Genomic DNA, 23,996 nt, shown 5'->3' with positions numbered 1-23,996 from the left:
TTTGACGGCGGACCTGAAGGTCCGCCCTACGGTTCGCTCTACGCCAGCACCCGCTGCAGCCAGTCGCCGATGGCCTGGATCTCCTCCAGGCACACCGCGTGTTCCATGGGGTAGTCGTGCCACTCCACGCGGTAGCCCAGCTGCTCCAGGAATTCCCGGGACTTCTGGCCCATCTGCATGGGCAGCACCGGGTCGGCGGTGCCGTGGGCCATGAACATCGGCGTGTCACTGTTGGCGCTGCTTCGCTCCGCGGAGACGGATTCGGTAAGTGGCAGATAGGTGGACAGGCCCATGACCCCGGCCAGGGGCTCCGGATAGCGCACGCCGGTGTGCAGGGCGATGGCGCCGCCCTGGGAGAAGCCGGCCAGAACGATACGGCCACTGGGAATGCCGCGGTCGTTCTCACGGCGGATCAGCGCATGGGCATGCTGCTCGGACTCGCGAATCCCCGGCTCATCCTGCTGCGCATTGCCGCCCAGGGCGATGATGTCGTACCAGGCCCGCATGGCCATGCCGCCGTTGAGGGTCACCGGTCGCACCGGCGCGTGCGGGAAGACGAAGCGCACGGGCAGGTTTTCGGGCAGGCGCAGCTCGGGAACAATGGGCTCGAAGTCGTGGCCGTCGGCCCCCAGGCCGTGCAGCCAGATGACGCTGGCCACGGCGTTGTCCCGCGCCCCCGCCTCGACACAATCCAGCACTTCCTCGCTCATGGGTATCTCCGTCCGGTTCCGGTACCAAAGTTCGCTGCATCCTACCGCCGCCACGGCGGGTTGTGCCACTGGGCGTGGCCGATCCGGCAGTCGCCGACAACGTCGGAGCCAGGGGGTCGAAGCAGGGCAGCATCAAACAGGCACGGCCGCTGACCGGGTACTCCGGTCCCGGACCGTCACTGGCCATGGAAGGCCAGTGCCGAGCGTACAGGGATGTATTCACAGCGTGTCCGGGACCGGAGTACCCGGTCAGCGGCCCCGGGACGAAGCCCGCAACACGATCTGCGGCGACCTGTCCGGGAGCATTCCAGGGAAGCGCCATCCTCACAGGGCGTTGGGGTAGACGGTGCATCAAGATGCACTACGGTCGTCGGCATGACGCAGGCCCCCTCTGTCGCGACTGACGTCGCTCCCACAAGGAGGGGAATCAGTGGTCGTCGCGTCGTTGGTGGGGCAACCGGTATACTGATGCGTTTCGCGGGAGGATTGGTCATGCGGCGAATCGCCTTTATTTTACTGCTGACCCTGTTGCTGGCCGGGTGCGGGCAGAAGGGTGATCTGTATCTGCCCGAAGACGAGGACGACAACGCCAGCGCCAGCCCGACGCCCGTGAGCGTGCCGGAGAAGGAGACTGCATGACCCCGTTCAGCGACCGGAACGGTTCCCTCCACGCCGAGGACGTGCCCCTGGCGGACATCGCCGCAGAGCACGGCACGCCGGCCTACGTGTACTCCCGTGGCGCACTGGAGGCGCACTGGCGCGCCTACGACCGGGCCTTCGAGGGCGTGGACCACCTGATCTGCTACGCGGTCAAGGCCAACAGCAATCTGGCGGTACTGGACACCCTGGCGCGACTGGGGTCGGGCTTTGACATCGTCTCCGGCGGCGAACTGGAGCGGGTGCTGCGCGTGGGCGCCGATCCCGCCAAGGTGGTGTTCTCCGGGGTCGGCAAGAGCCGCTATGAAATGGCGCAGGCCCTGAATGCCGGGGTTGGCTGTTTCAACGTGGAATCCGAGGCGGAGCTGGAGCGCCTGGACCACGTGGCCGGGCGACTCGGTCACGTGGCGCGGGTGTCCCTGCGGGTGAACCCCGACGTGGACGCGGGCACCCACCCCTACATCTCCACCGGCCTGCACGAGAACAAGTTCGGCATCGACGTCGCCTCCGCGGAGGCGCTGTACCGGCGCCATGCCACCTTCGCGCATCTGCGCTTCACCGGCGTGGACTTCCACATCGGCTCCCAGCTCACCCGCACAGCGCCCTTCGAGGACGCCCTGGAGCGGGTGCTGGCCCTGCTGGACCGGCTCGAGGGCAGCGGCGTCTCCCTGGAGCACATCGACATCGGTGGCGGCCTCGGCGTGTGCTACGACGACGAAACCCCGCCGGAGCCGGCGGAGTACGCCAGCGCCCTGCTGCCGCACCTGCGCCGGCGCGGCCTGCGGGTACTGGTGGAGCCGGGCCGCTCCATCGCCGCCAATGCGGGGGTACTGCTCACGCGGGTGGAATACTTGAAGCCCACGGAAGCGCGGAACTTCGCCATCGTCGACGCCGCCATGAACGACCTGCTGCGCCCGTCCCTCTATTCCGCCTGGCAGGCGATCGTGCCGGTGCAGGAGCGCAGCGACACACCAGCCCACAGATGGGACATTGTCGGTCCGGTCTGCGAAACCGGGGATTTCCTGGGCAAGGACCGACAGCTGGCCCTGGCACCCGGCGATCTGCTGGCGGTGCATTCCGCCGGCGCCTACGGCTTCGTCATGAGCTCCAACTACAACACCCGTGGGCGGCCGCCGGAACTGCTGGTAGACGGCGACCAGGTGCACCTGGCTCGCCGGCGGGAAACCGTGGAGGATCAGCTGGCCCCGGAGCGCACCCTGCCGGAGGCGTCGGCATGAGCCTGGCGTTCACCAAGATGCACGGTCTGGGCAACGACTTCGTGGTCATTGATGCCATCCGCCAGTCCGTGGACCTGGACACGGCAACGATCCGCCACCTGGCGGACCGCCGGTTCGGCGTCGGCTGCGATCAGGTGCTGCTGGCCGAATCCGCCACGGAGCCCGGCATGGACTTCCGCTACCGCATCTTCAACGGCGATGGCTCGGAAGTGGAGCAGTGCGGCAACGGGGTGCGCTGCCTTGCACGTTTCCTGCTGGATCAGGGGCTGACAACACAGACCCATCTGCGCATCCAGACCCTGGGCGGGCCCACGGAGGTCACCGTGGAATCCGACGGGCGCATTACCGTGAACATGGGGCCGCCTCGCCTGGAGCCGGAGGCCATCCCCTTCCATGCCGGGCTGCGGGCGGCCCTGTATCCCCTGGAGGTGGCCGGCGAGGAACTCACCATCGGCGCCGTCTCCATGGGCAACCCCCATGCCGTGCTGCAGGTGGACCGCGTCGACACCGCGCCAGTGGACCGGCTGGGCCCCGCCATCGAGCGCCATGCGGCATTTCCGGCCCGGGTCAACGCCGGTTTCATGGAGGTCGTCGACCGTGGGCACATCCGGCTGCGGGTGTACGAGCGCGGCGCCGGCGAAACCCTGGCCTGTGGCACCGGCGCCTGCGCGGCGGCGGTCGCAGGACATGTGCAGGGTCTGCTGGACAGCATCGTCCGGGTGGATCTCCCCGGCGGCCGCCTGGTGATTGAATGGGCCGGCGAGGGGTCGCCGGTGTGGATGACCGGCCCGGCCACCACGGTCTTCCACGGCAGCATCGACCTGCCACCCGGACGATGACGGCTCCGGCCAGGTCCGATAGACTGACACGCATTCGTTGCTATCGGCGGCCCCGCCGGCCCACGGGCAGGGCACCCGGACGACAACAACACCATCGCAGGCGCCTCACGGGAGGATGGCGATGACCAGCCAGAACAGCGCGGGAGTGGACGAACAGCTCCCGGAAGAGGCCATTGCGGCCTATCTGCAGCAGAACCCGGAGTTCTTCAACCGGCACCCGGAACTCACGGTTCACCTGCGCGTCCCCCACGAGTGTGGCGATGCCACCTCGCTGATCACCTACCAGGTGGACCGGTTGCGGGACGAGAACCGGAAACTCAAGGGCCGTCTGGACGAACTCCTGCAGGTGGCCCGGGACAACGACCGCCTGGCCGACCAGCTACACCGGCTCACCCTGGAGCTCATGGACAGCCAGGACCTGGACGGGCTGCTGCAGACCCTCAAGGACGGGCTGCGCCACCAGTTCGAGTCCGACCTGATGGCCATCGCCCTCTTCCCCGAGGAGTTCGCGGTGGGTGATCAGGACTGCCTGAGCGGAACCGGGCGCGACGCCCTCGCGGACCTGATGGCCTCGGGCCAGCCGCGACTGGGTCACCTGGGCGAGGAGCAGGCACAGGCGCTGTTCGGCCACGCCAGCACCCGGCTGGGCTCCGCGGCGGTGGTGCCCATCAGTGACAATCACGACGTCACGGGTGTGCTGGCGGTGGGCAGCTTCGACGCCGATCGCTTCAACCCCAGTCAGGGCACCGTGTTCCTGCGCCAGCTGGGCCAGCTCGCCGGCCGCGCCCTGCGCCCCTACCGGACGGCCTCGGCATAGCCATGGACCCGGCGGCGCTGGAGTGGCTGCAGCGTTTCGACAACCACCTGCGCAGTGAACGCCGACTTGCCCATCTGACCCGGAAGCACTACGGCCGCGATCTGGACGCCCTGATCCGATGGTGCGACCAACAGGCCCTCGCCGACTGGAGCGACCTCCACGCCAGCCATGTTCGCCAGTTCGTGGCCGACGGTCATCGCCACGGACTCTCCGGACGCTCCCTGCAGCGCCGCCTGGCGGCCCTGCGTACGTTCTTCCGCTATCTGGTGCGCGAGGGCGCCCTGCAGCACGATCCGGCCACCGATATCCCTGCACCCAAGAGTGGCAAGCGCCTGCCCCGCACCCTGGACGTGGACAGCGTGGCACGCCTGCTGGACGGCCTGGATCCGGGGGAGGACTCGCTCCTGCTCCGCGACCTGGCCCTGTTCGAGCTGCTCTACTCCTGCGGCCTGCGACTGAGCGAGGCCGCCTCCCTGGACCTGAACGGCCTGGATCTGCGGGAAGGCGTGGTGCGCGTCACCGGCAAGGGGGCCAAGGACCGCCTGCTGCCCATCGGTCGCAAGGCAAGGGAGCGCCTGGGCGAATGGCTGCAGACCCGCGGCGGCCTGGCCCGCATCGAGGAACAGGCGGTGTTCGTCAATCGTCGCGGCGGGCGGCTGTCCGTGCGCAGCATCGAGGACCGCCTGGCGCGGCTGGCCGGGCAGCTGCTGGGTCAGGCCGTCCACCCGCATATGCTGCGCCACTCCTTCGCCAGCCACATGCTGGAATCCAGCGGTGATCTCCGCGCCGTGCAGGAGCTGTTGGGGCACGCCAGCATCGGCACCACCCAGGTCTACACCCACCTGGACTTCCAGCACCTGGCCCGGACCTATGACGCCGCCCACCCCCGGGCCCGTCGCCGTGGTGACGACCAGTGACCCGCGCCCTTTAAATCGGCAGCCCCGCCCCCATCACCGGGGGAGCCCTGCCTGATAGACTATCGGGCGCTATCCACCCCGGCACAGGAGTCGCAGGCTCGTGGAACAGTTTGAAGGCACTACCATTCTCGCCGTACGCCGCAACGGCCAGGTGGCCCTGGGCGGCGACGGCCAGGTCTCCCTGGGCAACACCGTGATGAAGGGCAACGCCCGCAAGGTGCGACGGCTCTTCCACAACGAGGTCATTGCCGGCTTCGCCGGCGGCACGGCCGACGCATTCACCCTGTTCGAGCGCTTCGAAGGCCAGCTCGAGAAGCACCGGGGCAACCTGGCGCGCTCCGCCGTGGAGCTGGCCAAGGACTGGCGCTCGGACCGCGCGCTGCGGCGCCTGGAGGCGCTGCTGGTGGTGGCGGACAAGGATCTCACCCTGATGATCTCCGGCAATGGCGACGTCATCGAACCCGAACGGGACCTGATCAGCATCGGCTCCGGCGGTCCGTACGCCCAGGCCGCCGCCACCGCCCTGCTGGACGAGACGCAGCTGGGCGCCCGCGAGATCGTCGAAAAGGGGCTGAACATCGCCGCCGACATCTGTGTCTACACCAACCGGTACCTCACCATCGAGGAACTGCCAGGTAGCAACCCCACCGTGGAGGCCTGAGAAGACCATGTCCGAGATGACCCCCCGGGAGATCGTCCAGGAGCTGGATACCCACATCATCGGCCAGGCCGATGCCAAGCGGGCCGTGGCCATCGCCCTGCGCAACCGCTGGCGGCGCATGCAGCTCGACGAGCCCCTGCGCGGTGAGGTGACGCCCAAGAACATTCTCATGATCGGCCCCACCGGCGTGGGCAAGACCGAGATCGCCCGGCGCCTGGCGAAGCTGGCCCGGGCGCCCTTCGTGAAAGTGGAGGCCACCAAGTTCACCGAAGTGGGCTACGTGGGCCGTGACGTGGAGTCCATCGTCCGGGATCTGGTGGACTACGCCATCAAGATGATCCGCGAAGAGGAAATGGAGAAGGTCCAGTACCGCGCCGAGGAGGCCGCCGAGGAACGGCTGCTGGACATCCTGCTGCCGCGGGCCACCACCCACAGCAGTGACGCCGACGACCACAGCGAGGCCACCCGCACGAAAATGCGCAACAAGCTGCGCTTCGGTGACCTGGACGACCGCGAGGTGGAAGTCGACGTCTCCGCGCACTCCCCCAGCGTGGACATCATGGCCCCGCCGGGCATGGAGGAGATGACCAACCAGCTCCAGAGCATGTTCCAGAACATGGGCGGGCAGCGTACGCAGAAGCGCAAGATGAAGATCCGTGATGCCCGCAAGGTGCTCCAGGAAGAGGAAGCGGCGCGGCTGGTCAATGAAGAGGAGGTCAAGGTCGCCGCCGTGGAGCGGGTGGAGCAGAACGGCATCGTCTTCCTGGACGAGCTGGACAAGGTGGCCAAGCGCGCCGAGAGCGGGCAGGGCGGCGATGTCTCCCGGGAGGGCGTGCAGCGAGACCTGCTGCCCCTGGTGGAGGGCTCCACCGTGTCCACCAAGCACGGCATGGTCCGCACCGATCACATCCTGTTCATCGCCTCCGGCGCCTTCCACCTGTCCAAGCCCTCGGACCTGATCCCCGAGCTCCAGGGCCGCCTGCCCATCCGCGTGGAGCTAAGCGCGCTCCAGGTGGAGGACTTCGTGCGCATCCTCACCGAACCCAGCGCCTCGCTCACCGAGCAGTACACGGCGTTGATGAAGACCGAGGGCTGCGAGCTCGTGTTCACCGATGACGGGATCGACCGCATCGCCCAGGTGGCCTGGGAGGTGAACGAGCGCACCGAGAACATCGGTGCCCGGCGTCTACACACGGTCATGGAGCGCCTGCTGGAGGAGATCTCCTATCAGGCCCCGGACCGCAGCAACGACACCATCACCGTGGACGCGGCGTACGTGGACGAGCACCTGCGGGATCTGGCCAAGGACGAGGATCTCAGCCGGTACATTCTGTAGGGTGGACCTTCAGGTCCACCTTCCCCCAACATGCCGGCCAAGGCGGCTCGTCGGAGCCCGCAATGGCGGACCTGAAGGTCCGCCCTACACGGCTAATCGACGCTCGAGCGGCAGACCCGAAGGTCTGCCCTACGGTCTGCTGCCCCAGCGCATAAACACCTGTCCGGGAGACCGCCATGCCGAACCCGACCGAACTGCAACTGCACCAGGCCTCGAAGGTGCTCGAGGTGAGCTTCGACGACGGCAGCCGCTTCGAGCTTTCCTGTGAATACCTGCGCGTCCACTCCCCCTCGGCGGAGGTGAAGGGCCATGGCCCGGGGCAGGAAGTGCTGCAGGTGAACAAGGAAGACGTGAACATCACCCGCATCGAGCCGGTGGGCAACTACGCGGTGCGCCTGCATTTCGACGACGGACACCACACCGGGCTGTACACGTGGGAGTATCTGTACGAGCTGGGCGCGAACAAGGACGACTACTGGCAGAAGTACCTGGATGCACTGGCCGCCGCGGGGTATCAGCGGCGGGTGTGATGCGGGCACGGACGGCGGTGGGTGACCGGTGCATTCAAAATGCGCCCGACGGGTCGCGGCTCGCGCCGCTCCTACGCTGAGGCGCTCCCATGTTGTCCTACATAGACGTAGGGTGGACCTTCAGGTCCACCGCCTTGCCACCCGCAAGCCAAGGCGGTCCATCGAAGCCGTCATGGTGGACCTGAAGGTCCACCCTACGCTCTCACAGGCCGCGGCGCCGGAGTCGGGTGCATCGGTCACGGACCGTCTGCGGCCAGGACGGCCGCAGTCGAGCCTACATGGATGTATTCACGGCGTGTCCGTGACCGATGTACCCGACTCCGGCGCCCCGACCCACGGCACACGAGCAACCGTGACCCAGTTCTCCGCACCCCGCCATAGTGGTACCGTTGGCAACCATCATCGACAGCCAGTAGCGAACAGGAACGCACCCGTGACCACCCAGACCCCGGACGACGACACCATCGACTTCGGCTACCAGCGCGTGCCGCGCGGCGAGAAGGCTGCCCGGGTGGGCGAGGTCTTTCGCTCTGTGGCCGGTCGCTACGACCTGATGAACGATCTGATGTCCGCCGGACTGCACCGCCTGTGGAAGCGCCAGACGGTGGCCATGGCACGGCTGCGCCCGGGACAGCGGGTGCTGGATCTCGCCGCGGGCACCGGTGACCTGGTAGAGCTCATGGCGCCGAAGGTCGGGCGCGAGGGGCAGGTGGTGATGACCGACATCAACGAGGCCATGCTCACCGAGGGCCGCAACCGCCTCATCGACGCCGGCTGGCTGCGCCCCATCGACCATGCCCAGGTCAACGCCGAACACCTGCCCTTTGCCAGCGGCAGCTTCGACCGGGTGACCATCGCCTTCGGCCTACGTAACGTCACCGACAAGGAACAGGCCCTGCGGGAGATGCGTCGGGTGCTCAAGCCCGGTGGGTTCGCCCTGGTGCTGGAGTTCTCCCAGCTCTACATCAAGGCGCTGCGCCCGGTCTACGACGCCTACTCGTTCCAGGTGCTACCCCGCATGGGCAAGCTGGTCACCAATGATGCCGACAGCTACCGCTATCTGGCCGAGTCCATCCGTATGCACCCGGATCAGGCCACGTTGCGGGACATGATGCTCGGCGCCGGACTGGAAGACTGCGACTACACCAACATGAGCGGCGGCGTGGTGGCCATCCACCGCGGCTACCGCTACTGAGCCATACGGCAGCCACCGGAGGCGCTTGATGACCACTCCCCTGGGCTTGCTGCTGGATCCGGCAAACCGCATCCTCGCCCGCATCATACGGCTGGACCCGGACGCCGCCACGCGGGTCGCGCCACTCACCGGCCGCCGCATCCGCGTCGCCCTGAGCGAGCCGGAGATCACCGTCGACGCCACCTTCACCACCGACGGCCTGCACCTGGCAGAACCCGGGGAGGACGTCGCCGACGTCACGGTCAACGGGCGGCTCGGCGATCTGCTCGCCCTGGCACGGAACCCGGAGACGGGCGGCAGTGGCCTGCGCTTCGAGGGTGATGCCGCCGTGGCCCAGCAGGTACGGCGCTTCTTCCGTGACCTGGACGTGGACTGGGAAGAGGGACTCGCCACCTACCTGGGCGACGCGCCGGCCCACCAGATCGGCCGCCTGGTCCGCGGTGTGCGTGGCTGGTTCGCCGAGAGTCGCGACGCCGCCGGACGCAACCTGGCGGAATACCTCACCGAGGAGCGGCGTGACCTGCCCCCACGGGCCGAACTGGATGCCTTCCTGGACGACGTGGACCGCCTGCGCAGCGACGCCGACCGCCTGGCGGCACGCGTTACCCTGCTGGAACAGCGTACACGGGACGACGGAGCATGATCCGGCGCGGCCTGCGACTACTGCACATCAACTGGGTGCTGGTGAAGTACGGCCTGGACGACGTCATCCTGGCCACCCGGCTGCTGCGGCCGCTGCAGTGGACCCGGTATTTCATGCCCTGGAACTGGGTACGACGCAGCCACGGCACCCGGGGCGAGCGCATCCGGCAAGCTCTGGAGGAATTGGGGCCGATTTTCGTCAAGTTCGGCCAGATCCTCTCCACCCGGCGCGACCTGCTGCCACCGGACATCGCCGACGAGCTGGCGCGGCTGCAGGACCGGGTGCCGCCGTTCCCCGCCGATGCGGCCCGGGCCATCATCGAGCGCTCCTACGAACACCCGCTGGGCGAGGTGTTCCAGCGCTTCGACGACACACCGATTGCGTCGGCCTCCATTGCCCAGGTCCATGGCGCGCGCCTGCGCGACGGCCAGGAAGTGGTGGTCAAGGTCGTGCGCCCGGACATCGAGCCGGTTATCCGGCGTGATCTCGGCCTCATGTACACCTTCGCCACCCTGACCCAGCGGTACTGGTCTCACGGCCGGCGACTGCGGCCGCGGGAAGTGGTGGCGGAGTTCGAGAAAACCCTGATCGACGAGCTGGATCTCATGCGCGAGGCCGCCAACGCCTCGCAGCTGCGACGCAATTTCCAGGACTCGGAGTTGCTGTACGTCCCGGCGGTGCACTTCCATCTCACCACCGCGCACGTCATGGTCATGGAGCGGATCAGCGGGGTACCGGTGAACCACATGGAGACGCTGCGGGCACAGGAGGTGGATCTGCGCCGTCTGGCGGAGAAGGGTGTGGAGATCTTCTTCACCCAGGTCTTCCGCGACAGCTTCTTCCACGCCGACATGCACCCGGGCAACATCTTCGTGGACACCTCCGCGCCGGCGGACCCGCGCTACATCGCCGTTGACTTCGGCATTGTCGGCAGTCTCGGGCCGGTGGACCACCGCTACCTGGCAGAGAACTTTCTCGCCTTCTTCAACCGCGACTACCGCCGGGTGGCCGAGCTACATGTGGAATCCGGCTGGGTGCCCCCGGGCACCCGCGTGGAGGAGTTTGAAGCGGCCATCCGCACCGTATGCGAACCGATCTTCGAGCGCCCGCTGCGGGAGATCTCCTTTGGCGCCCTGCTGATGCGGCTGTTCCAGACCGGCCGGCGTTTCGACATGGAGATCCAGCCGCAGCTGGTGCTGCTGCAGAAGACCCTGCTGAACATTGAAGGCCTGGGGCGGCAGCTCTACCCCGAACTCGATCTCTGGCGCACCGCCAAGCCTTACATGGAGCGCTGGATGCGCGAGGAACTCGGCGTCGGCGCGGTGCTGCGCAACATCCGCCGCGAGCTTCCCCACTGGGGCGAAGAGCTGCCGCGCATGCCACAGCGGCTGCTGGAAGCCCTGGAGGCACTGCACGACACCCGCCGACAGATGGACAACCAGCGCCAGGAGCTGCAGGCGTTGCGTCAGGCGGTGGACCGCAGCGGCTGGCGCCGTGAGGGCACGCTGGTGGGCGCGCTGGTGATCATCGGCGCCATCGTGCTGGAAATCCTGGGTTCGCCGCCGGAGCCGGAGCTAGGCGGGGTCTCCGTGGCCAGCTGGGGGCTGGGTGTCATCGGCGCCATCATCGCCGGAGTTGGCTGGCTACGCCGCTGAGCCTCGGGGAAATCTGGTATCCTGCCGCGTTATCGTGATGTCGGTGCGGCATCGCATCATCATTCTTTGAAACGACCTTCCGCCTGCACCTGCTGCTGCGCCGCGGCAAGGACATGGCTATTGACGGGGTTGCGACATGAGTCAACTGGACAAACTGGTCGGCCTGCTCGATCTTGAGCAGCTGGAAGTCAATCTTTTCCGGGGCGAAAGCCGGGCCATCGTCGGGTCGCGGGTGTTCGGCGGTCAGGTGCTGGGCCAGGCCCTGGTGGCCGCCGGCCGCACCGTGGCGGAGGACCGTTTCGCCCACTCCCTGCACGCCTACTTCCTGCGCGCCGGCGATGCCGAGGCGCCCATTGTCTATGACGTGGAGCGCACCCGGGACGGCGGCAGCTTCAACACCCGGCGCATCGTTGCCATCCAGCATGGGCGGCCGATCTTCAACATGTCCGTGTCGTTCCAGATCCAGGAAGAGGGCTGCGACCACCAGCTGGACATGCCCGAGGACATCCCGGCACCGGAGGACGTGGAGAGCGAAGTGGACCTGATGGAGCGCTTCCGCGACCGGCTACCACAGCACTTCCTGGATACGCTGATCCACCAGCGCCCCATCGAAATTCGCCCCATCGAGCCCGACGACCCCATGGCCCCCGAACCCATGGCGCCATTCCGCAACTCCTGGATGCGCGCCCGCGGCCCGCTCCCTGACGACGATGGCGTCCACCGAGCCCTGCTGGCCTATGCCTCGGATTTCCGACTGCTAGCCACGGCCCTGCTTCCCCATGGCCGCAGCATCTTTCAGGAGCGCACGCAGATGGCCAGCCTGGACCACGCCATGTGGTTCCACCGCCCGTTCCGCATGGATGAGTGGTTGCTTTACCACATGGACAGCCCCAGTGCCTCCAATGCGCGGGGGTTCACCCGCGGCCATATCTTCAGCCGTGATGGCGACCTGGTGGCTTCGGTGGTGCAGGAAGGGCTGATCCGCCCCACCGACGAGGACTGACGGGCAGGAGAAGGCCTCAGTAATTGCGAATGGAGATGGACACGCCGACGGTGTCGTCCTCGCAGTCCATGACCCGATTATAGGTATCCACCACCTGTCCACCGGGCAGGCCGTCCTCACACAGTGACGGAATGACGGCGCGAACCTGGTAGCCCGAACCGGAGCGATTCACCGCGCCGCGGACAGCGGGACGGGGCTGCGGCTGGTCTGCGGTAGCATTCGCCCGGGCCGCATCGCTGTCGAGCAGCGCGTCATCGGCCTCCAGCTGCAGGCTCAGCTGCAGCGGCACGGGGTCGACGGTGTCCTGAGCCGTTGCCAGGCCGGGGACGGCCAGGGTACACAAAACGCCAAGTAGCAGGCAGATCCGTTGCATTGCCACACACCTCACTCAGGTCTGGAAGATATTCGCGTAGCTCTCTGAATTCTACCCGTACATCGCGCTGCAGCATAGTGATGTCCGTCACATCTCCCGGGGCTCGCGATCATCCTCCGGAGGCATCTGAATGAAGCAGCCATCCCGCAGCAAGCGGCGCATGAGATCGCAGGCGTGGATGCGGGCCAGACGGCGCTCCGGGGTCAGTACCAGATCCATGACGTGCTCCAGCGGGCCAAAGCCCTGCCGCACGTTCTCCGGCACCTCATCCAGCGCTGCGTGGCCAGGCACGAACAAGTAGGTATCGGGCGCCTTGGGGCCCTTGTAGACAGCACATAACATAGCAGAACCTCACCGTGGTCGGGCGCCGGGAGTATCCACACTCCGGGACCCGACGGCAAGAGCTGCTGCGTTACGGCTCAGGGTGCGGTCTGTTCGTCGTCCCGGTGGAGAATGAGGTCCACGCGACGATTGGCGGCTCGACCGGGAGCATTGGTATTGGGTGCCACCGGGTCGGTATCCGCACGCCCCACGGCCCGCATGCGTTCCGCCGGCACACCGGCGGACTCCAGGTAGCGCAGCACCTCCGTCGCCCGGGCGGTGGAGAGTTCCCAGTTGGAAGGGAATGCCTGGGTGCGGATGGGCACATTGTCGGTGTGGCCTTCCACGGAGATCTGGCCGGGGTGATCCTGCAGGACCTGCACCAGCTCGTCCAGCACGCTGGTGCCCTCGGTGGTGAGACTGGCGGCCCCTGACTGAAACAGCAGACTGTCCTGGATGCGCAGGCTGACCCGATCGCGCTCCTCGATCACCTCCACCCGGTCGGTCTCCAGATCAGGCCCGTCCATTTCCCGGGCCGCGGGCTCCGCCTCCATGCCGGGTTGTTCGGTGCCCGGCAGCAGTGCCGTGCCCGTGGCCGGCGCCGGCACCGGAATCACCAGCGTCTCGGGGGCGGCCTGGGGCGGACTCGGGTCCGGGTCGGAGAAGGCGAGCAGGACGATGAACAGCACCAGCAGCAGGGTCAGCACGTCCAGGTAGATCAGCATCCAACCGGATTCCGCCTCCGTGTCAGCCCCCTCGGGCACCAGCAGCTCTTCGCGGAAGCGGCTGCCGCCGTCCCCGTGACGCCCCTGGGCCAACAGTTCGCTCATGACCGCCGCGCCCCCGTGCTCGGGTTCTTCGGCGCCGTTGCCGGGGCTTCGCGGATTTCGTCCTGGTACTCGGCCATGAACGAGCGCAGGGTCTCGCGCACGAAGGTCGGGTTACGCTTCTGGCAGATCAGCGCCACCCCTTCGAGCACCATGTTCATGGCGATCAGCCGCTCCTCGGTACGGCGCTCCAGCTTCACCGCCACCGGCTTGAACAGCAGGTTTGCCAGCAGAATGCCGTAGAAGGTGGTGAGCAGGGCCACGCCCATGTGCTGGCCGATGACGGTCATGTCGCCGGTATCCAGCACGAACAGCATGTTGATCAACCCCACCAGGGTGCCGATCATTCCGAACGCCGGGGCGAAGCTGGCCATGGAACGGAACATCTGTGCCTCGGCATGCTCGCGGGTACGCAGCCGGGCGATACGCCAGCGCAGCAGATCCAGGATGTCCTGCTCGGGGGTGCCGTCAATGACCAGCTGCACGCCGGTGCGCAGGAAGGGATTGCGCACCCGGTCCAGGGCCCGTTCCACGGCGCGCAGGTCGTCCCGGAACCAGAGCGTGGCCATGTTGACCAGCTCGTTCATGTCGTCCCGGGTGTAGAGGCGCTCGTTACGGAAGACGATACCCAGCAATCCCAGGACCCGCAGGACTTCGCGCAACGGATAGCTGATGAAGGTGGCCGCCAGGGTACCGACAATGACAATACCGAGGCCGGGCAGATTGAGATAGGCGTAGGCGTCTTCGGCGGCAAACAGCAGCACGGCGGCCAGCAGGACCAGGCCGAAGATCATGCCGATCATTGTGGACGGGTTCATGGGCGCCTCTACCGTTGCAAGCAGGTCGGCGCCGGGTCAGTGCTGGTTGTTCCGGCGCTCATAGAGTTCGTCCAAGCCTACCAGCTCTACCTGGTACGTCTCTGCGAACTGGCGCAGATCCTGCTCGAGAACATCCAGGGTCTCGGGGTAGGGGTGGCCGATGCCCACGGCGGTGCCTTCGCGGTGCGCCGTGCGGAACAACTGATGGAGCTGAGCGCGGATCGCCTCGGTATCCCGGTGATGATCCAGGAACACGTCCCGCGCCAGTGCCGGCAGCTCCGCCTCCAGTGCCATGTCTTTGGCGACGGTGCGCTCCGAGGTGCGGCTGTCCAGGAATAACAGCCCGCCCTCCTCCTGCAACACCTCCATGAGCCAGGTCATATGCCCCGGGTGGCGAGTGAGCAGGCTGCCCATATGGTTGTTCAGCGAGCGCGCGTGGGGCACGGCGTCGAGGCTGTCGGTGACCACCTCGCGGAACTCCTCCGGCGGCATGTCCAGGGTCACGCCACCGGGCCCCAGGGGCACGTCCTCGGTGGCCTGCATGGGCAGATGCAGCATGACGTCCTTGCCCGCCGCATGACAGGCACGGGCCTGACGCTCGGCATGGGGCGTGTGCGGCAGCATGGAACAGACCAGGGGTGCATCCACGGCGACCACGCGATCCCCCTCCGCCGGGCGGTCACCCATGTCGTCGATCACCAGCAGCACCGCCGGTCGGTCACCGGCGCCCACCAGGGCCGGCAGCCACACAAGCGCCGCCAGCAGGGCTACGAACCGCCCCATCAGCGCCCGGCCCCCTGCTCCTGAAAGATGTTGAGCCCCTTGAGCAGGTTCAGCGCCTCGTCGATGGCGTGATCACGCTCGTCGTCGTCATCACCCCGCCGGGGCCGGGTCTCGCGATCCAGGCGCACGTCAGGATCGATGCCGCCCTCCTCGATCACCCGGCCCGAGGGCGTGAAATACTTGGCAGTGGTGAGTTTCACCGCCGAGCCGCCGCTCAGGGGCAGGATGCTCTGCACCGAGCCCTTGCCGAAGGTGTTGTTGCCCATGAGCACGGCGCGGCGATGGTCCTGCAGCGCCCCGGCAACAATCTCCGAGGCAGAGGCGGAGCCGCTGTTGATCAGCACCACGATGGGCGCCCCCCCCAGGACGTCATTGGGTGTTGCGTCGAACTCCATACGCGCGCGATCGCGGCGACCCTCGGTGTAGACGATGCGACCCTCGTGCAGGAAGGCGTCGGACACGGCGACGGCAGCCTGGAGCACACCACCGGGGTTGTTGCGCAGATCCAGCACCAGGCCGCGCATGCGCCCGTTGCCCTCGGTCTGCAGCTCCTCGATGGCATCCAGCAGCTGCGGCCCGGTGCGGGACTGGAACTGACTGATGCGGACGTAGCCGTAGTCATCGTCGAGCATGCGTGCGCGCACGCTGGTGACCTGGATCACCGCCCGCTCCAGGGTGACGGTGAACGGCCCGTCGTCCGTGTCGCGCATGATGGTGAGCTCGATTTCCGTGCCGGGTTCGCCACGCATCAGGCGCACCGCTTCGTTCAGTTCCAGGCCCTTGGTGGATTGTCCATCCACACGGATGATGAGGTCACCGGGCTGCAGCCCGGCCCGCTCCGCCGGCGTGTCGTCGATGGGTGCGATCACCTTGACGAAGCCGTCCTCACGGCCCACCTCGATACCCAGGCCACCGAACTCCCCCCGGGTACCGGACTGAACCTCTTCGAACTCGTCCGGCTTGAGGTAGCTGGAGTGGGGGTCGAGGCCACTGAGCATGCCGCGGATGGCGTCTTCGATCAGCTCGCCGGAGGTGGTCTCGGCGACATAGTCGCTCTTCACCCGGTTGAAGACTTCACTGAAGGTGCGTAACTGCTCCAGGGGCAGGTCCACGGAGACACCGCTGCGGTCGGCAATGACACTGGTGGTCAGGGTGCCGGCGACGCCGAGCATCACCCCCGCTACCAGCGGCAGCAGGGTCTTGCGAGCTAATCGTTTCATAGTGGTTCTGCCCCCCGGGGCAGCGACTCTCCGGAAATACCGTCGGGTTCGGGAACACGGCGCCGGCCGGAAGGGCCGTCAGTCCAGCCAGCGCAGCGGATCCTCGGGCTGACCGGCGACGCGCAGTTCGAAGTACAAGCCGGCGCGGTCACGACCGCCACTGTCACCGACCCGGGCGATCACGTCACCCGCCTCGACCCAGTCACCGACGTCCTTGTACAGACTCTGGTTGTGGCCATACAGCGTCATGTGGCCATCGCCATGCTCGATGATCACCAATAAACCCAGACCGCGCAACCAGTCCGCGAAGACAACGCGCCCGTGAGCCACGGCTTCCACCGGCGTCCCCATTTCGCTGCGCACCAGCACGCCGCGCCAGTCGCCGCCGCTGCGTCGTGGATCGCCAAACTCCGCCGCCAGTTCACCGGTGACCGGCCAGGGCAGGCCACCGCGCTGTTCGCTGAAGGATGCACGGTCAAGGTCACGTTCGGGGACGTCAGCCAGAGCGTCACGCAGGTCATCCAGCAGCGCCTCGAGCTCGGCTTCATCTTCGGCCAGACGCTCCAGGCGCTGCTCGTCGTCGCCAATGGCGGCCTCCACGCGCTCCAGAACGCTGCTGCGCTCCTGGCGGCGCTGGCTCAGGCTGCGGCGTTCCGCCTGCTGTTGCTGGTGCAGGCGTTCCACTTCTGCCAGTTCCTGTTCCAGTTCGTCGCGCAGGTCGCGGTACTCCTGCATCGCCACCATCGCGCTCTGGATGCGCTCGGCACGGGCCTCGCCGACGTAGTCCATGTACACCAGCAGACGGTCCACTGCTGCAGGATCCTGCTGGTTGAGCAGCAGTTTCAGCACCTCCTGACGGCCGCTGACGTAGGCTTCGCGCACGGCGGCGCGCAGCACCCGCCGGTGCTCGCGAACAGTCTCCTCCTCGGCGGCCACCGCCTCGCGGAGCTCGTCCGCCCGCGCCTCGCCCTGCTGCAGACGCTGATCCAGATCCTCGAGGCGATTCACCGCCGCACCGATGGCCTGCTCGAGTTCCCGCAGCTCGGTGACCACTTGATCCCGGCGCTGCTGACGCTCGCTGAGGTCGCTCTCCACCGCTTCGATGCGCTCGCGCAGTGCCTCGAGTTCCGCGGCGGACTCCCGGTAATCCTCTGCCCGCGCGCCTGTGACCGCCACATACAGCACGGTCAGGCCGGCACAGACACGGAGAACGGGAGAGCGTGGCAACGGGACCCCTGAAGCGCAGCGGCAAAAAGATCGCGGCGGGCGGCGTGCGGACATGCCGGTAACGAATCGCCGCCATCGGCCGGTTGTATAATACGGGCTTTTGCCGCCGGGCTTCCAGATTCGTCGCGGGATTGGCAACCCGGGACGGAGCCGCTACCCTGACGCGCCAACCGCGTATTGGCGCGGCAATGCGCCGGCGCCATCCGGAATGCCCGAGTCACCAGGACAATACCTTATGTCGATGGACCAGCTGATCGAATTCGTTACCAACAACTGGGTCCTGTTTCTGGCCCTGGCCATGGTCGTCGTGTGGATCGTGGTGAGCGAGTCCACGCGCTTCGCCCGGGGCGTGCCGCCGGTGGACAGCACCGAGGCCACGCGGTTGTACAACCGCGAGGACGCGCTCTTCGTCGACATCCGCAGCGAGGCGGATTTCGGCAAGGGTCATCTGCCCGGCGCCATCAACGTGCCCAACGGCAACCTGGACCAGCGCCACAAGAAGCTGGACAAGCACAAGGACAAGCCGGTGATCGTCTATGATGCCCAGGGCATGCAGGGCGGCAAGGTCGGCAAGCAGCTCAAGGAGAAGGGCTTCGAGAAGGTGCATCAGCTCCAGGGCGGCTTCAACGGCTGGCAGGAGGCCAACCTCCCCGTCCATACTTGATCGAATAGCGAGCACTTCGCGCGAACCGCTCCACGACAAAACACAGGGAGTTGCCAACATGGCAGAAGACAACGAAGCCGCCGGCGGACAGGGGCAACAGCAGGAAAACAAGCAGCAGTTCGCCATCCGCAAGATCTACGTGCGTGATTTCTCCTTCGAGGCACCCAACTCTCCCGGAATCTTCTCCGGCGAATGGAAGCCCGAAGTCAGCGTGGACCTGGACACGCGCACCACGCGCATCGCCGAGAACACCTACGAGACGGTGGTCCGCGTCACCGTCACCGCCAAGCAGGACGACAAGACGGCGTACCTGTGCGAAGTCCAGCAGGCCGGCATTTTCGTGCTCTCCGGGTTCGAGGAGCAGACCCTGGAGGCGTTGCTGGGCAGCTACTGCCCGGCGCAGCTGTTCCCCTATGCCCGCGAGGCGATTTCCGACGCCGTCACCAAGGGCGGCTTCCCGCAGATGGTGCTGGCGCCGGTGAACTTCGAGGCGCTTTACATGCAGCGACGCAAGCAGCAGCAGGAACAGCAGCAGGCCGCCGAGACGGCGGACGATAACCAGTCCGGCAGCACGCACTAACGGGCATGACGACGATGCAGCCCATGGCCGTTCTCGGCGCCGGCTCCTGGGGCACGGCACTGGCCCTGGTGCTGGCCCGCAACGGCGTGCCGGTGCGCCTCTGGGGCCACGATGCCGGCCACATGGCCACCCTGGAACAGGCCCGCTGCAATCACCGTCATCTACCGGACAGTACGTTCCCGGACAATCTCGCGGCCACCGGTGACCTGGCCGCGGCACTGGACGGTGTTCAGGATGTACTGATCGTCGTTCCCAGCCATGGCTTCGTCGAGCTTATTGCGGAACTGGTGCCGCTGGCGGGTCCAGATACCCGGATTGCCTGGGCCACCAAGGGCCTGGAAGCCAACTCCGGGGGCCTGCTGCATCAGGTGGTGGAGCAACATCTGCCCGGGCGCCCCACGGCCGTCCTCTCCGGGCCCAGCTTCGCCCGGGAGGTGGCGGCGGGCCTGCCCACTGCCGTGACCATCGCTTCCGGCGACCACCGCTTTGCCACCGAACTGGCGGCGGCTTTTCATGGCAGCAACTTCCGCCCCTACACCAGCGACGACATCGTCGGCGTGGAACTGGGCGGAGCGGTGAAGAACGTACTCGCGGTGGCCACCGGCATCGGTGACGGCATGGGGCTGGGTGCCAACACCCGGGCCGGGCTGATTACCCGTGGTCTGGCCGAGGTGGTGCGGCTGGGGGAGGCCATGGGCGCGGATTCCCGCACCTTCATGGGCCTCTCCGGGGTGGGGGATCTCATCCTCACCTGCACCGACGACCAGTCCCGCAACCGGCGGCTGGGGCTGGCGCTGGGACGGGGGCAATCGCTCACCGAGGCGGTGACCGCCATTGGCCAGACGGTGGAAAGTGTGCGCACGGCGGCAGAAGTTCACTCCCTGGCCGCAGCCCAGGCGGTGGAGATGCCCATCTGCGAGCAAGTGCACGCCGTGGTAAACCACGGGCGTCCCGCTCATGAGGCCCTGGACGCGCTTATGGCCCGCAGCCGCAAATCGGAATTCTAAGGAAACGCAGAATAGTGCGCTGTCCCCGACAGCCGGGCTTCACCGGGCGCCCGGAAACCCCAACTGTCGCCAGGCCTCGAACACCGTGACCGCCACCGCATTGGAGAGGTTGAGGCTACGGCTGTCCGGCCGCATGGGCAATCGCAGCCACCGCTCGGGTGGTATTCCCGCCAGCACCGCATCCGGCAGCCCCGCCGTCTCCTGACCAAACAACAGGGCGTCGCCCGGGCGAAAGCACGTTGCGTAGACACTGGCCGTGCCGCGTGTGGTGAGGGCGAAACACCGTTCAGCGTCCGTGGCCAGCAGACAGCTTTGCAGATCGGCATGTACGTGGATGCGGGACCACTCGGCGTAGTCCAGTCCCGCCCGGCGCAGGCGGCTGTCATCCAATGTGAACCCCAATGGCTCCACCAGGTGCAGTTCGGCGCCGGTATTCGCGCACAGACGCATGGCATTGCCCGTGTTCGGGGGAATTTCCGGGTGCAGCAGGATGACGTGGAGCATGACAACGCATTCTCCCGCCACGGCCGGCACTGCGCAATGAGAAGACAGGACAACCCGGCTATGCTTGCAGGGGGCGGCCGAGGATCGGGCAACGACGCGAAAGGACTTGATCCCGACCCGGGCCTGGCCCGACCATGAAGCGGAACGTGCTCCAGCCCCGAATACCAAGCAGAAGCAAGTGAGAGGAGGTGTTGAGATGAATCGACTGGACAATCAGGTAGCCATCGTCACCGGCGGATCCCGCGGGATCGGGCGGGTCATTGCCCTGGAGCTGGCATCCCTGGGCGCCAAGGTGGCCATCAACTACCGTGGTGGCCAGAAGGAGGCCGAGCAGGTCGCCGAGGAGATCAAGCAGAAGGGCGGCGAGGCGCTGGTCCTGCAGGCCGATGTCAGCAAGAAGGACGAGGCCCGCGGCATCGTCACCAAGACCATTGACCACTGGGGACGGCTGGACATCCTGGTGAACAACGCCGGCATCACCAAGGACAAGACCCTGAAAAAGCTCACGGACGACGACTGGGAAGATGTCATCAACACCAACCTCAACAGCGTCTACTACACCGTGAGCGCGGCGCTGCCGACGATGCAGGAACAGAAGTACGGGCGCATCATCAACATCAGCTCGTTCGTGGGGCAGGCCGGCAACTTCGGCCAGACCAACTATTCCGCCAGCAAGGGCGGCATCATCGCTTTTACCAAGAGTGCGGCCCAGGAAGTGGCGAAAAACAACATCACCGTCAACGCCATCGCACCGGGTTTTACCATGACGGAGATGCTGCAGCAGGTCCCGGAGAACGTGCAGGAGAAAATACTGGCCAAGATTCCCATGGGCCGGTTCGGTCAGCCGGAGGAGATCGCCGAAGCGGTGGTGTTCCTGGCCGCCCACGGCAGTTATGTCACCGGACAGCAGATCAACGTCAACGGCGGCGTCTACATGTAACGCCCTTCCCCCGGGGCCGGCGCGGCCCCGGGGTTCAGAAATCCAGATTCAGTTCCTTGATCTTGCGGGTCAGGGTGTTGCGCCCCCAGCCCAACAGCCGCGCTGCCTCCTGGCGACGTCCGCCGGTGGCACGCACGGCCACTTCGATCATGATGCGCTCGAAGCGCGGGGTGGCGTTGTCTAGAATGTGCTCCTCACCCCGGGCGAGCGCCCGCTCCGCCCAGACTGCAAGCGACTCTTCCCAGTCCTCGGTGCTGCCCTCCACCACCTTGTCCTGGCGGAGCTCCGGTGGCAGGTCCTCCATGTGGATCTCGCTGCCGTTGGCCATCACCGTCAGCCAGCGGCAGGTATTCTCCAGCTGGCGAACATTGCCGGCCCACGTCAGCCCCATCAGAAAGCGTTCCACCTCCGGACGTAGCTGCTTGATCTCGACGTTGAGATCGTCAGCGGCCTTGGCAAGGAAAAAGCGTGCCAGCTTGGGGATGTCCTCGCGACGCTCCCGCAGCGCCGGTAGATGCACCCGAATGACATTGAGCCGGTGAAACAGATCCTCGCGGAAACTGCCCTCGGCGACCCGGCTCTCCAGGTCCTGGTGGGTGGCGGCAATGATGCGCACGTCCACCGTCCGCGAGGTATGGCCACCGACACGGTAGAACTCGCCGTCGGCAAGGACGCGGAGCAGGCGCGTCTGCAGCTCGGCAGGCATGTCGCCGATTTCATCCAGGAACAGCGTGCCGCCGTCCGCCTGCTCGAAGCGCCCCTGTCGGGTCTGCTGGGCCCCCGTGAAGGCGCCCTTCTCGTGACCGAACAGCTCCGACTCCATCAGGTCCCGGGGAATCGCCGCCATGTTCAGCGCGATGAACGGGTTATCCCGCCGCGGGCTGTGCCGATGCAGCGCCTGAGCCACCAACTCCTTGCCGGTGCCGGATTCACCGTTGATAAGCACGGTGATATTGGAAGAGGACAGGCGCCCGATGGCGCGGAAGACCTCCTGCATGGCCGGCGCCTCGCCGATGATCTCCGGCGTGCTCTCGTCCTGGGCGGCACTGGTGGCGGCCTGCTCCCGGGCACTCTGCAGGGCACGGCGGACCAGGTCCACGGCCTCGTCCACGTCGAAGGGTTTCGGCAGGTACTCGAAGGCTCCGCCCTGGTAGGCGGACACCGCCGCGTCCAGATCGGAGTGGGCGGTGATCACGATCACCGGCAAGTCCGGCCAGCGCTCCTGGACGCGCTCCAGCAAGCCCAGGCCGTCGAGACCGGGCATGCGGATGTCGGTCATCAGGACCCCGGGACGTCCATGCTGCAGCGCCTGCAGGGCTGCATCACCCGTTTCGAAACTGCGTGACTGCATTCCCGCCTGGCGCAGGGCCTTATCCAGGACCCAACGGATGGAGCGATCGTCGTCGACCAGCCAGACATCATCCTTCGTTGTCATCATCCGCCTCCAGCGGTAACCACAGGGTGAATTCCGTATGCCCGGGCTCACTCCAGCACTCGATCAGACCGCCGTGCTGGTGGACCAGCGTCTGCGCAATGGACAGACCGAGCCCGGTGCCTTCGGGACGCCCCGTGACCATGGGATAGAAAATGCGTTCCTGCAGGTCCGGTGGGATGCCGGGCCCGTTGTCGATGAGATCCACCCGCACCACCAGGCGGTGCGGCGTGTCCGCGATGGTGAACTGGCGCTGGGTACGCGTGCGCAACGTGATTTCGCCACTGTCCCCCAGGGACTGCAGGGAGTTGCGCAGGATGTTCAGCGTCGCCTGAATCAACTGATTGGGTTCTGCGATCAGCGCCGGAATGCTGGGATCGTAATCCCGCCGGATGGTGATCCCGGGGGGCGCCTCTGCAGCCACCAACTGCCGAACCCGCTCCAGGACTTCGTGGATGTTGGTCTCGCGTCGCTGCGGCCGGGTGTTGGGCCCCAGCAGCCCGTTGACCAGCGTGCGCAAGCGATCGGCTTCGCCGATGATGATCTGCGTGTACTCCCTGAGATCCGAGTCACCCAGCTCACGCTCCAGTAACTGGGCGGCGCCACGCAGCCCGCCCAGGGGATTCTTGATCTCGTGGGCCAGGCCGCGCAGAAGATGGCGCGTGGCCTGGTTCTGGTTGATCAGGTTCTGCTCCCGGGTGATCCGCAGCCGCCGGTTGAGGTCGCTGATCTCCAGCAGCACCTCACTCCGGCTCAGGGGCGTCACCGTCAGGTCCACGGTCACCCGGCGGTCCAGGCCGACTTCCAGCACCATCTCCCTGTTCGTATAGGGCTCGCCGGTGCCCAGGGCGTGGATAACGGCATCTTCCAAGCTTGTGGCGCACGGAACCGCGTTGGCGGGGAGCCGATGCCCCATCACCTGACGGGCGCTGAGACCGAACATCACCTCGGCGGCACTGTTGATGTAGCGGATGCAGCCACCGTCATCGCAGAGCAGCACGGCGCTGCTCATGTTATCCAGTGCGCGCGCGGCGGGTGTCGGTTGCTCTTGCGGGCTCATGACCAGTGTCCTAGCAAAAACCAAACCAGCATTGCCGGG

Annotated in this window: 27 protein-coding genes; 16 read left to right on the top strand and 11 right to left on the bottom strand. The window is 66.7% G+C overall.

Annotation, left to right across the window (positions count from 1 at the left end):
• Nucleotides 1-38: 38 nt before the first annotated feature.
• Entirely contained in the window at nucleotides 39-710 is a 672-nt protein-coding gene (locus KU884_RS00195; RefSeq protein WP_167780732.1) for an alpha/beta hydrolase, read from the bottom strand.
• A gap of 492 nt (nucleotides 711-1,202) precedes the next feature.
• Between KU884_RS00195 and KU884_RS00190 the strand changes: the two genes are divergently transcribed.
• The 12 genes from KU884_RS00190 to tesB all read left to right on the top strand — a co-directional run bounded on the left by KU884_RS00190 (nucleotide 1,203) and on the right by tesB (nucleotide 12,201).
• Complete coding sequence (locus tag KU884_RS00190) at nucleotides 1,203-1,349, top strand: lipoprotein (RefSeq protein WP_167780731.1); 147 nt, start codon at nucleotides 1,203-1,205, stop codon at nucleotides 1,347-1,349.
• Entirely contained in the window at nucleotides 1,346-2,605 is a 1,260-nt protein-coding gene (gene lysA, locus KU884_RS00185) for a diaminopimelate decarboxylase (protein ID WP_167780730.1), read from the top strand. Before KU884_RS00190 ends, lysA begins: the two co-directional genes overlap by 4 nt.
• Nucleotides 2,602-3,444 carry a diaminopimelate epimerase gene (dapF, locus tag KU884_RS00180; protein ID WP_167780729.1) on the top strand — a complete coding sequence of 281 codons (843 nt, stop codon included), beginning with the start codon at nucleotides 2,602-2,604 and terminating at the stop codon, nucleotides 3,442-3,444. The genes lysA and dapF overlap by 4 nt, the downstream gene beginning before the upstream one ends.
• Before the next feature lie 121 nt (nucleotides 3,445-3,565).
• A complete protein-coding gene (locus tag KU884_RS00175; RefSeq protein ID WP_167780728.1) occupies nucleotides 3,566-4,261 on the top strand; it encodes a DUF484 family protein in 696 nt (231 codons plus the stop codon).
• Between the two features lie 2 nt (nucleotides 4,262-4,263).
• Nucleotides 4,264-5,178, top strand: coding sequence for a tyrosine recombinase XerC (gene xerC, locus KU884_RS00170; protein WP_167780727.1), 915 nt, complete (start codon nucleotides 4,264-4,266; stop codon nucleotides 5,176-5,178).
• Between the two features lie 100 nt (nucleotides 5,179-5,278).
• The gene (hslV, locus tag KU884_RS00165) at nucleotides 5,279-5,839 is read left to right on the top strand and encodes an ATP-dependent protease subunit HslV (protein ID WP_167780726.1); all 561 of its coding nucleotides are present in this window, start codon (nucleotides 5,279-5,281) and stop codon (nucleotides 5,837-5,839) included.
• Nucleotides 5,840-5,846: 7 nt separating this feature from the next.
• On the top strand, nucleotides 5,847-7,175 hold the full coding sequence (hslU, locus tag KU884_RS00160) for an ATP-dependent protease ATPase subunit HslU (protein WP_167780725.1): 1,329 nt from the start codon (nucleotides 5,847-5,849) through the stop codon (nucleotides 7,173-7,175).
• 176 nt (nucleotides 7,176-7,351) lie between these two features.
• On the top strand, nucleotides 7,352-7,705 hold the full coding sequence (locus KU884_RS00155) for a gamma-butyrobetaine hydroxylase-like domain-containing protein (protein ID WP_167780724.1): 354 nt from the start codon (nucleotides 7,352-7,354) through the stop codon (nucleotides 7,703-7,705).
• A 433-nt stretch (nucleotides 7,706-8,138) separates the two neighbouring features.
• Complete coding sequence (locus tag KU884_RS00150; RefSeq protein WP_305793267.1) at nucleotides 8,139-8,900, top strand: class I SAM-dependent methyltransferase; 762 nt, start codon at nucleotides 8,139-8,141, stop codon at nucleotides 8,898-8,900.
• A 28-nt stretch (nucleotides 8,901-8,928) separates the two neighbouring features.
• Nucleotides 8,929-9,543 (top strand): SCP2 domain-containing protein, encoded by a 615-nt coding sequence (locus KU884_RS00145; protein WP_167780722.1) that lies wholly within the window; start codon nucleotides 8,929-8,931, stop codon nucleotides 9,541-9,543.
• The gene (gene ubiB / locus KU884_RS00140; RefSeq protein ID WP_167780721.1) at nucleotides 9,540-11,198 is read left to right on the top strand and encodes a ubiquinone biosynthesis regulatory protein kinase UbiB; all 1,659 of its coding nucleotides are present in this window, start codon (nucleotides 9,540-9,542) and stop codon (nucleotides 11,196-11,198) included. The genes KU884_RS00145 and ubiB overlap by 4 nt, the downstream gene beginning before the upstream one ends.
• A 136-nt stretch (nucleotides 11,199-11,334) precedes the next feature.
• The gene (gene tesB, locus KU884_RS00135; RefSeq protein WP_167780720.1) at nucleotides 11,335-12,201 is read left to right on the top strand and encodes an acyl-CoA thioesterase II; all 867 of its coding nucleotides are present in this window, start codon (nucleotides 11,335-11,337) and stop codon (nucleotides 12,199-12,201) included.
• A 16-nt stretch (nucleotides 12,202-12,217) separates the two neighbouring features.
• Here tesB and KU884_RS00130 read toward each other — a convergent pair whose 3' ends face one another.
• The 7 genes from KU884_RS00130 to KU884_RS00100 form a co-directional block, all read right to left on the bottom strand.
• Complete coding sequence (locus tag KU884_RS00130) at nucleotides 12,218-12,574, bottom strand: hypothetical protein (RefSeq protein WP_167780719.1); 357 nt, start codon at nucleotides 12,572-12,574, stop codon at nucleotides 12,218-12,220.
• Nucleotides 12,575-12,661: 87 nt separating this feature from the next.
• Nucleotides 12,662-12,916 carry a YcgL domain-containing protein gene (locus KU884_RS00125; RefSeq protein ID WP_167780718.1) on the bottom strand — a complete coding sequence of 85 codons (255 nt, stop codon included), beginning with the start codon at nucleotides 12,914-12,916 and terminating at the stop codon, nucleotides 12,662-12,664.
• Between the two features lie 77 nt (nucleotides 12,917-12,993).
• Nucleotides 12,994-13,725 carry an OmpA family protein gene (locus KU884_RS00120; RefSeq protein WP_167780717.1) on the bottom strand — a complete coding sequence of 244 codons (732 nt, stop codon included), beginning with the start codon at nucleotides 13,723-13,725 and terminating at the stop codon, nucleotides 12,994-12,996.
• The gene (locus tag KU884_RS00115; protein WP_167780716.1) at nucleotides 13,722-14,540 is read right to left on the bottom strand and encodes a motility protein A; all 819 of its coding nucleotides are present in this window, start codon (nucleotides 14,538-14,540) and stop codon (nucleotides 13,722-13,724) included. The genes KU884_RS00120 and KU884_RS00115 overlap by 4 nt, the downstream gene beginning before the upstream one ends.
• A 36-nt stretch (nucleotides 14,541-14,576) precedes the next feature.
• Nucleotides 14,577-15,323 (bottom strand): divergent polysaccharide deacetylase family protein, encoded by a 747-nt coding sequence (locus KU884_RS00110; RefSeq protein ID WP_167780715.1) that lies wholly within the window; start codon nucleotides 15,321-15,323, stop codon nucleotides 14,577-14,579.
• Nucleotides 15,323-16,543 (bottom strand): S41 family peptidase, encoded by a 1,221-nt coding sequence (locus KU884_RS00105; RefSeq protein WP_167780714.1) that lies wholly within the window; start codon nucleotides 16,541-16,543, stop codon nucleotides 15,323-15,325. Before KU884_RS00105 ends, KU884_RS00110 begins: the two co-directional genes overlap by 1 nt.
• Nucleotides 16,544-16,621: 78 nt before the next feature.
• The gene (locus KU884_RS00100; protein WP_167780713.1) at nucleotides 16,622-17,770 is read right to left on the bottom strand and encodes a murein hydrolase activator EnvC; all 1,149 of its coding nucleotides are present in this window, start codon (nucleotides 17,768-17,770) and stop codon (nucleotides 16,622-16,624) included.
• Nucleotides 17,771-18,005: 235 nt separating this feature from the next.
• On the opposite strand from KU884_RS00100, the gene KU884_RS00095 reads away from it, so the two are divergent.
• The 3 genes from KU884_RS00095 to KU884_RS00085 are packed head-to-tail and all read left to right on the top strand — an operon-like array spanning nucleotide 18,006 to nucleotide 20,021.
• Nucleotides 18,006-18,434, top strand: a complete 429-nt coding sequence (locus tag KU884_RS00095) for a rhodanese-like domain-containing protein (protein ID WP_167780712.1) — start codon at nucleotides 18,006-18,008, stop codon at nucleotides 18,432-18,434.
• Between the two features lie 58 nt (nucleotides 18,435-18,492).
• A complete protein-coding gene (secB, locus tag KU884_RS00090) occupies nucleotides 18,493-19,014 on the top strand; it encodes a protein-export chaperone SecB (RefSeq protein ID WP_167780711.1) in 522 nt (173 codons plus the stop codon).
• A 5-nt stretch (nucleotides 19,015-19,019) separates the two neighbouring features.
• Complete coding sequence (locus KU884_RS00085; RefSeq protein WP_167780710.1) at nucleotides 19,020-20,021, top strand: NAD(P)H-dependent glycerol-3-phosphate dehydrogenase; 1,002 nt, start codon at nucleotides 19,020-19,022, stop codon at nucleotides 20,019-20,021.
• 39 nt (nucleotides 20,022-20,060) lie between these two features.
• Here the strand turns inward: KU884_RS00085 and KU884_RS00080 are convergent, their stop codons facing one another.
• Entirely contained in the window at nucleotides 20,061-20,525 is a 465-nt protein-coding gene (locus tag KU884_RS00080) for a tRNA (cytidine(34)-2'-O)-methyltransferase (RefSeq protein ID WP_167780709.1), read from the bottom strand.
• Nucleotides 20,526-20,721: 196 nt separating this feature from the next.
• Here KU884_RS00080 and fabG point away from each other — a divergent pair, with 196 nt between their 5' ends.
• Nucleotides 20,722-21,465, top strand: coding sequence for a 3-oxoacyl-[acyl-carrier-protein] reductase (gene fabG / locus KU884_RS00075; RefSeq protein ID WP_167780708.1), 744 nt, complete (start codon nucleotides 20,722-20,724; stop codon nucleotides 21,463-21,465).
• Between the two features lie 34 nt (nucleotides 21,466-21,499).
• Here the strand turns inward: fabG and glnG are convergent, their stop codons facing one another.
• A complete protein-coding gene (gene glnG / locus KU884_RS00070) occupies nucleotides 21,500-22,900 on the bottom strand; it encodes a nitrogen regulation protein NR(I) (RefSeq protein ID WP_167784052.1) in 1,401 nt (466 codons plus the stop codon).
• Entirely contained in the window at nucleotides 22,884-23,957 is a 1,074-nt protein-coding gene (glnL, locus tag KU884_RS00065; protein WP_167780707.1) for a nitrogen regulation protein NR(II), read from the bottom strand. The genes glnG and glnL overlap by 17 nt, the downstream gene beginning before the upstream one ends.
• Between the last annotated feature and the right edge of the window lie 39 nt (nucleotides 23,958-23,996).

The sequence above is a fragment of the Aquisalimonas sp. 2447 genome, assembly GCF_012044895.1.
Lineage (GTDB): Bacteria > Pseudomonadota > Gammaproteobacteria > Nitrococcales > Aquisalimonadaceae > Aquisalimonas.
The sequence above is the reverse complement of the archived record's forward strand: the minus strand, read 5'-3'. Positions and strand labels throughout refer to the sequence as shown.

Bases quoted from the DNA above. Each gene is read 5' to 3' on its own strand.
- KU884_RS00195 (WP_167780732.1), bottom strand. From the start codon at position 710: ATGAGCGAGGAAGTGCTGGATTGTGTCGAGGCGGGGGCGCGGGACAAC.
- KU884_RS00190 (WP_167780731.1), top strand. From the start codon at position 1,203: ATGCGGCGAATCGCCTTTATTTTACTGCTGACCCTGTTGCTGGCCGGG.
- lysA (WP_167780730.1), top strand. From the start codon at position 1,346: ATGACCCCGTTCAGCGACCGGAACGGTTCCCTCCACGCCGAGGACGTG.
- dapF (WP_167780729.1), top strand. From the start codon at position 2,602: ATGAGCCTGGCGTTCACCAAGATGCACGGTCTGGGCAACGACTTCGTG.
- KU884_RS00175 (WP_167780728.1), top strand. From the start codon at position 3,566: ATGACCAGCCAGAACAGCGCGGGAGTGGACGAACAGCTCCCGGAAGAG.
- xerC (WP_167780727.1), top strand. From the start codon at position 4,264: ATGGACCCGGCGGCGCTGGAGTGGCTGCAGCGTTTCGACAACCACCTG.
- hslU (WP_167780725.1), top strand. From the start codon at position 5,847: ATGTCCGAGATGACCCCCCGGGAGATCGTCCAGGAGCTGGATACCCAC.
- KU884_RS00155 (WP_167780724.1), top strand. From the start codon at position 7,352: ATGCCGAACCCGACCGAACTGCAACTGCACCAGGCCTCGAAGGTGCTC.
- KU884_RS00145 (WP_167780722.1), top strand. From the start codon at position 8,929: ATGACCACTCCCCTGGGCTTGCTGCTGGATCCGGCAAACCGCATCCTC.
- ubiB (WP_167780721.1), top strand. From the start codon at position 9,540: ATGATCCGGCGCGGCCTGCGACTACTGCACATCAACTGGGTGCTGGTG.
- tesB (WP_167780720.1), top strand. From the start codon at position 11,335: ATGAGTCAACTGGACAAACTGGTCGGCCTGCTCGATCTTGAGCAGCTG.
- KU884_RS00130 (WP_167780719.1), bottom strand. From the start codon at position 12,574: ATGCAACGGATCTGCCTGCTACTTGGCGTTTTGTGTACCCTGGCCGTC.
- KU884_RS00125 (WP_167780718.1), bottom strand. From the start codon at position 12,916: ATGTTATGTGCTGTCTACAAGGGCCCCAAGGCGCCCGATACCTACTTG.
- KU884_RS00120 (WP_167780717.1), bottom strand. From the start codon at position 13,725: ATGAGCGAACTGTTGGCCCAGGGGCGTCACGGGGACGGCGGCAGCCGC.
- KU884_RS00115 (WP_167780716.1), bottom strand. From the start codon at position 14,540: ATGAACCCGTCCACAATGATCGGCATGATCTTCGGCCTGGTCCTGCTG.
- KU884_RS00110 (WP_167780715.1), bottom strand. From the start codon at position 15,323: ATGGGGCGGTTCGTAGCCCTGCTGGCGGCGCTTGTGTGGCTGCCGGCC.
- KU884_RS00105 (WP_167780714.1), bottom strand. From the start codon at position 16,543: ATGAAACGATTAGCTCGCAAGACCCTGCTGCCGCTGGTAGCGGGGGTG.
- KU884_RS00095 (WP_167780712.1), top strand. From the start codon at position 18,006: ATGTCGATGGACCAGCTGATCGAATTCGTTACCAACAACTGGGTCCTG.
- secB (WP_167780711.1), top strand. From the start codon at position 18,493: ATGGCAGAAGACAACGAAGCCGCCGGCGGACAGGGGCAACAGCAGGAA.
- KU884_RS00085 (WP_167780710.1), top strand. From the start codon at position 19,020: ATGACGACGATGCAGCCCATGGCCGTTCTCGGCGCCGGCTCCTGGGGC.
- KU884_RS00080 (WP_167780709.1), bottom strand. From the start codon at position 20,525: ATGCTCCACGTCATCCTGCTGCACCCGGAAATTCCCCCGAACACGGGC.
- fabG (WP_167780708.1), top strand. From the start codon at position 20,722: ATGAATCGACTGGACAATCAGGTAGCCATCGTCACCGGCGGATCCCGC.
- glnG (WP_167784052.1), bottom strand. From the start codon at position 22,900: ATGACAACGAAGGATGATGTCTGGCTGGTCGACGACGATCGCTCCATC.
- glnL (WP_167780707.1), bottom strand. From the start codon at position 23,957: ATGAGCCCGCAAGAGCAACCGACACCCGCCGCGCGCGCACTGGATAAC.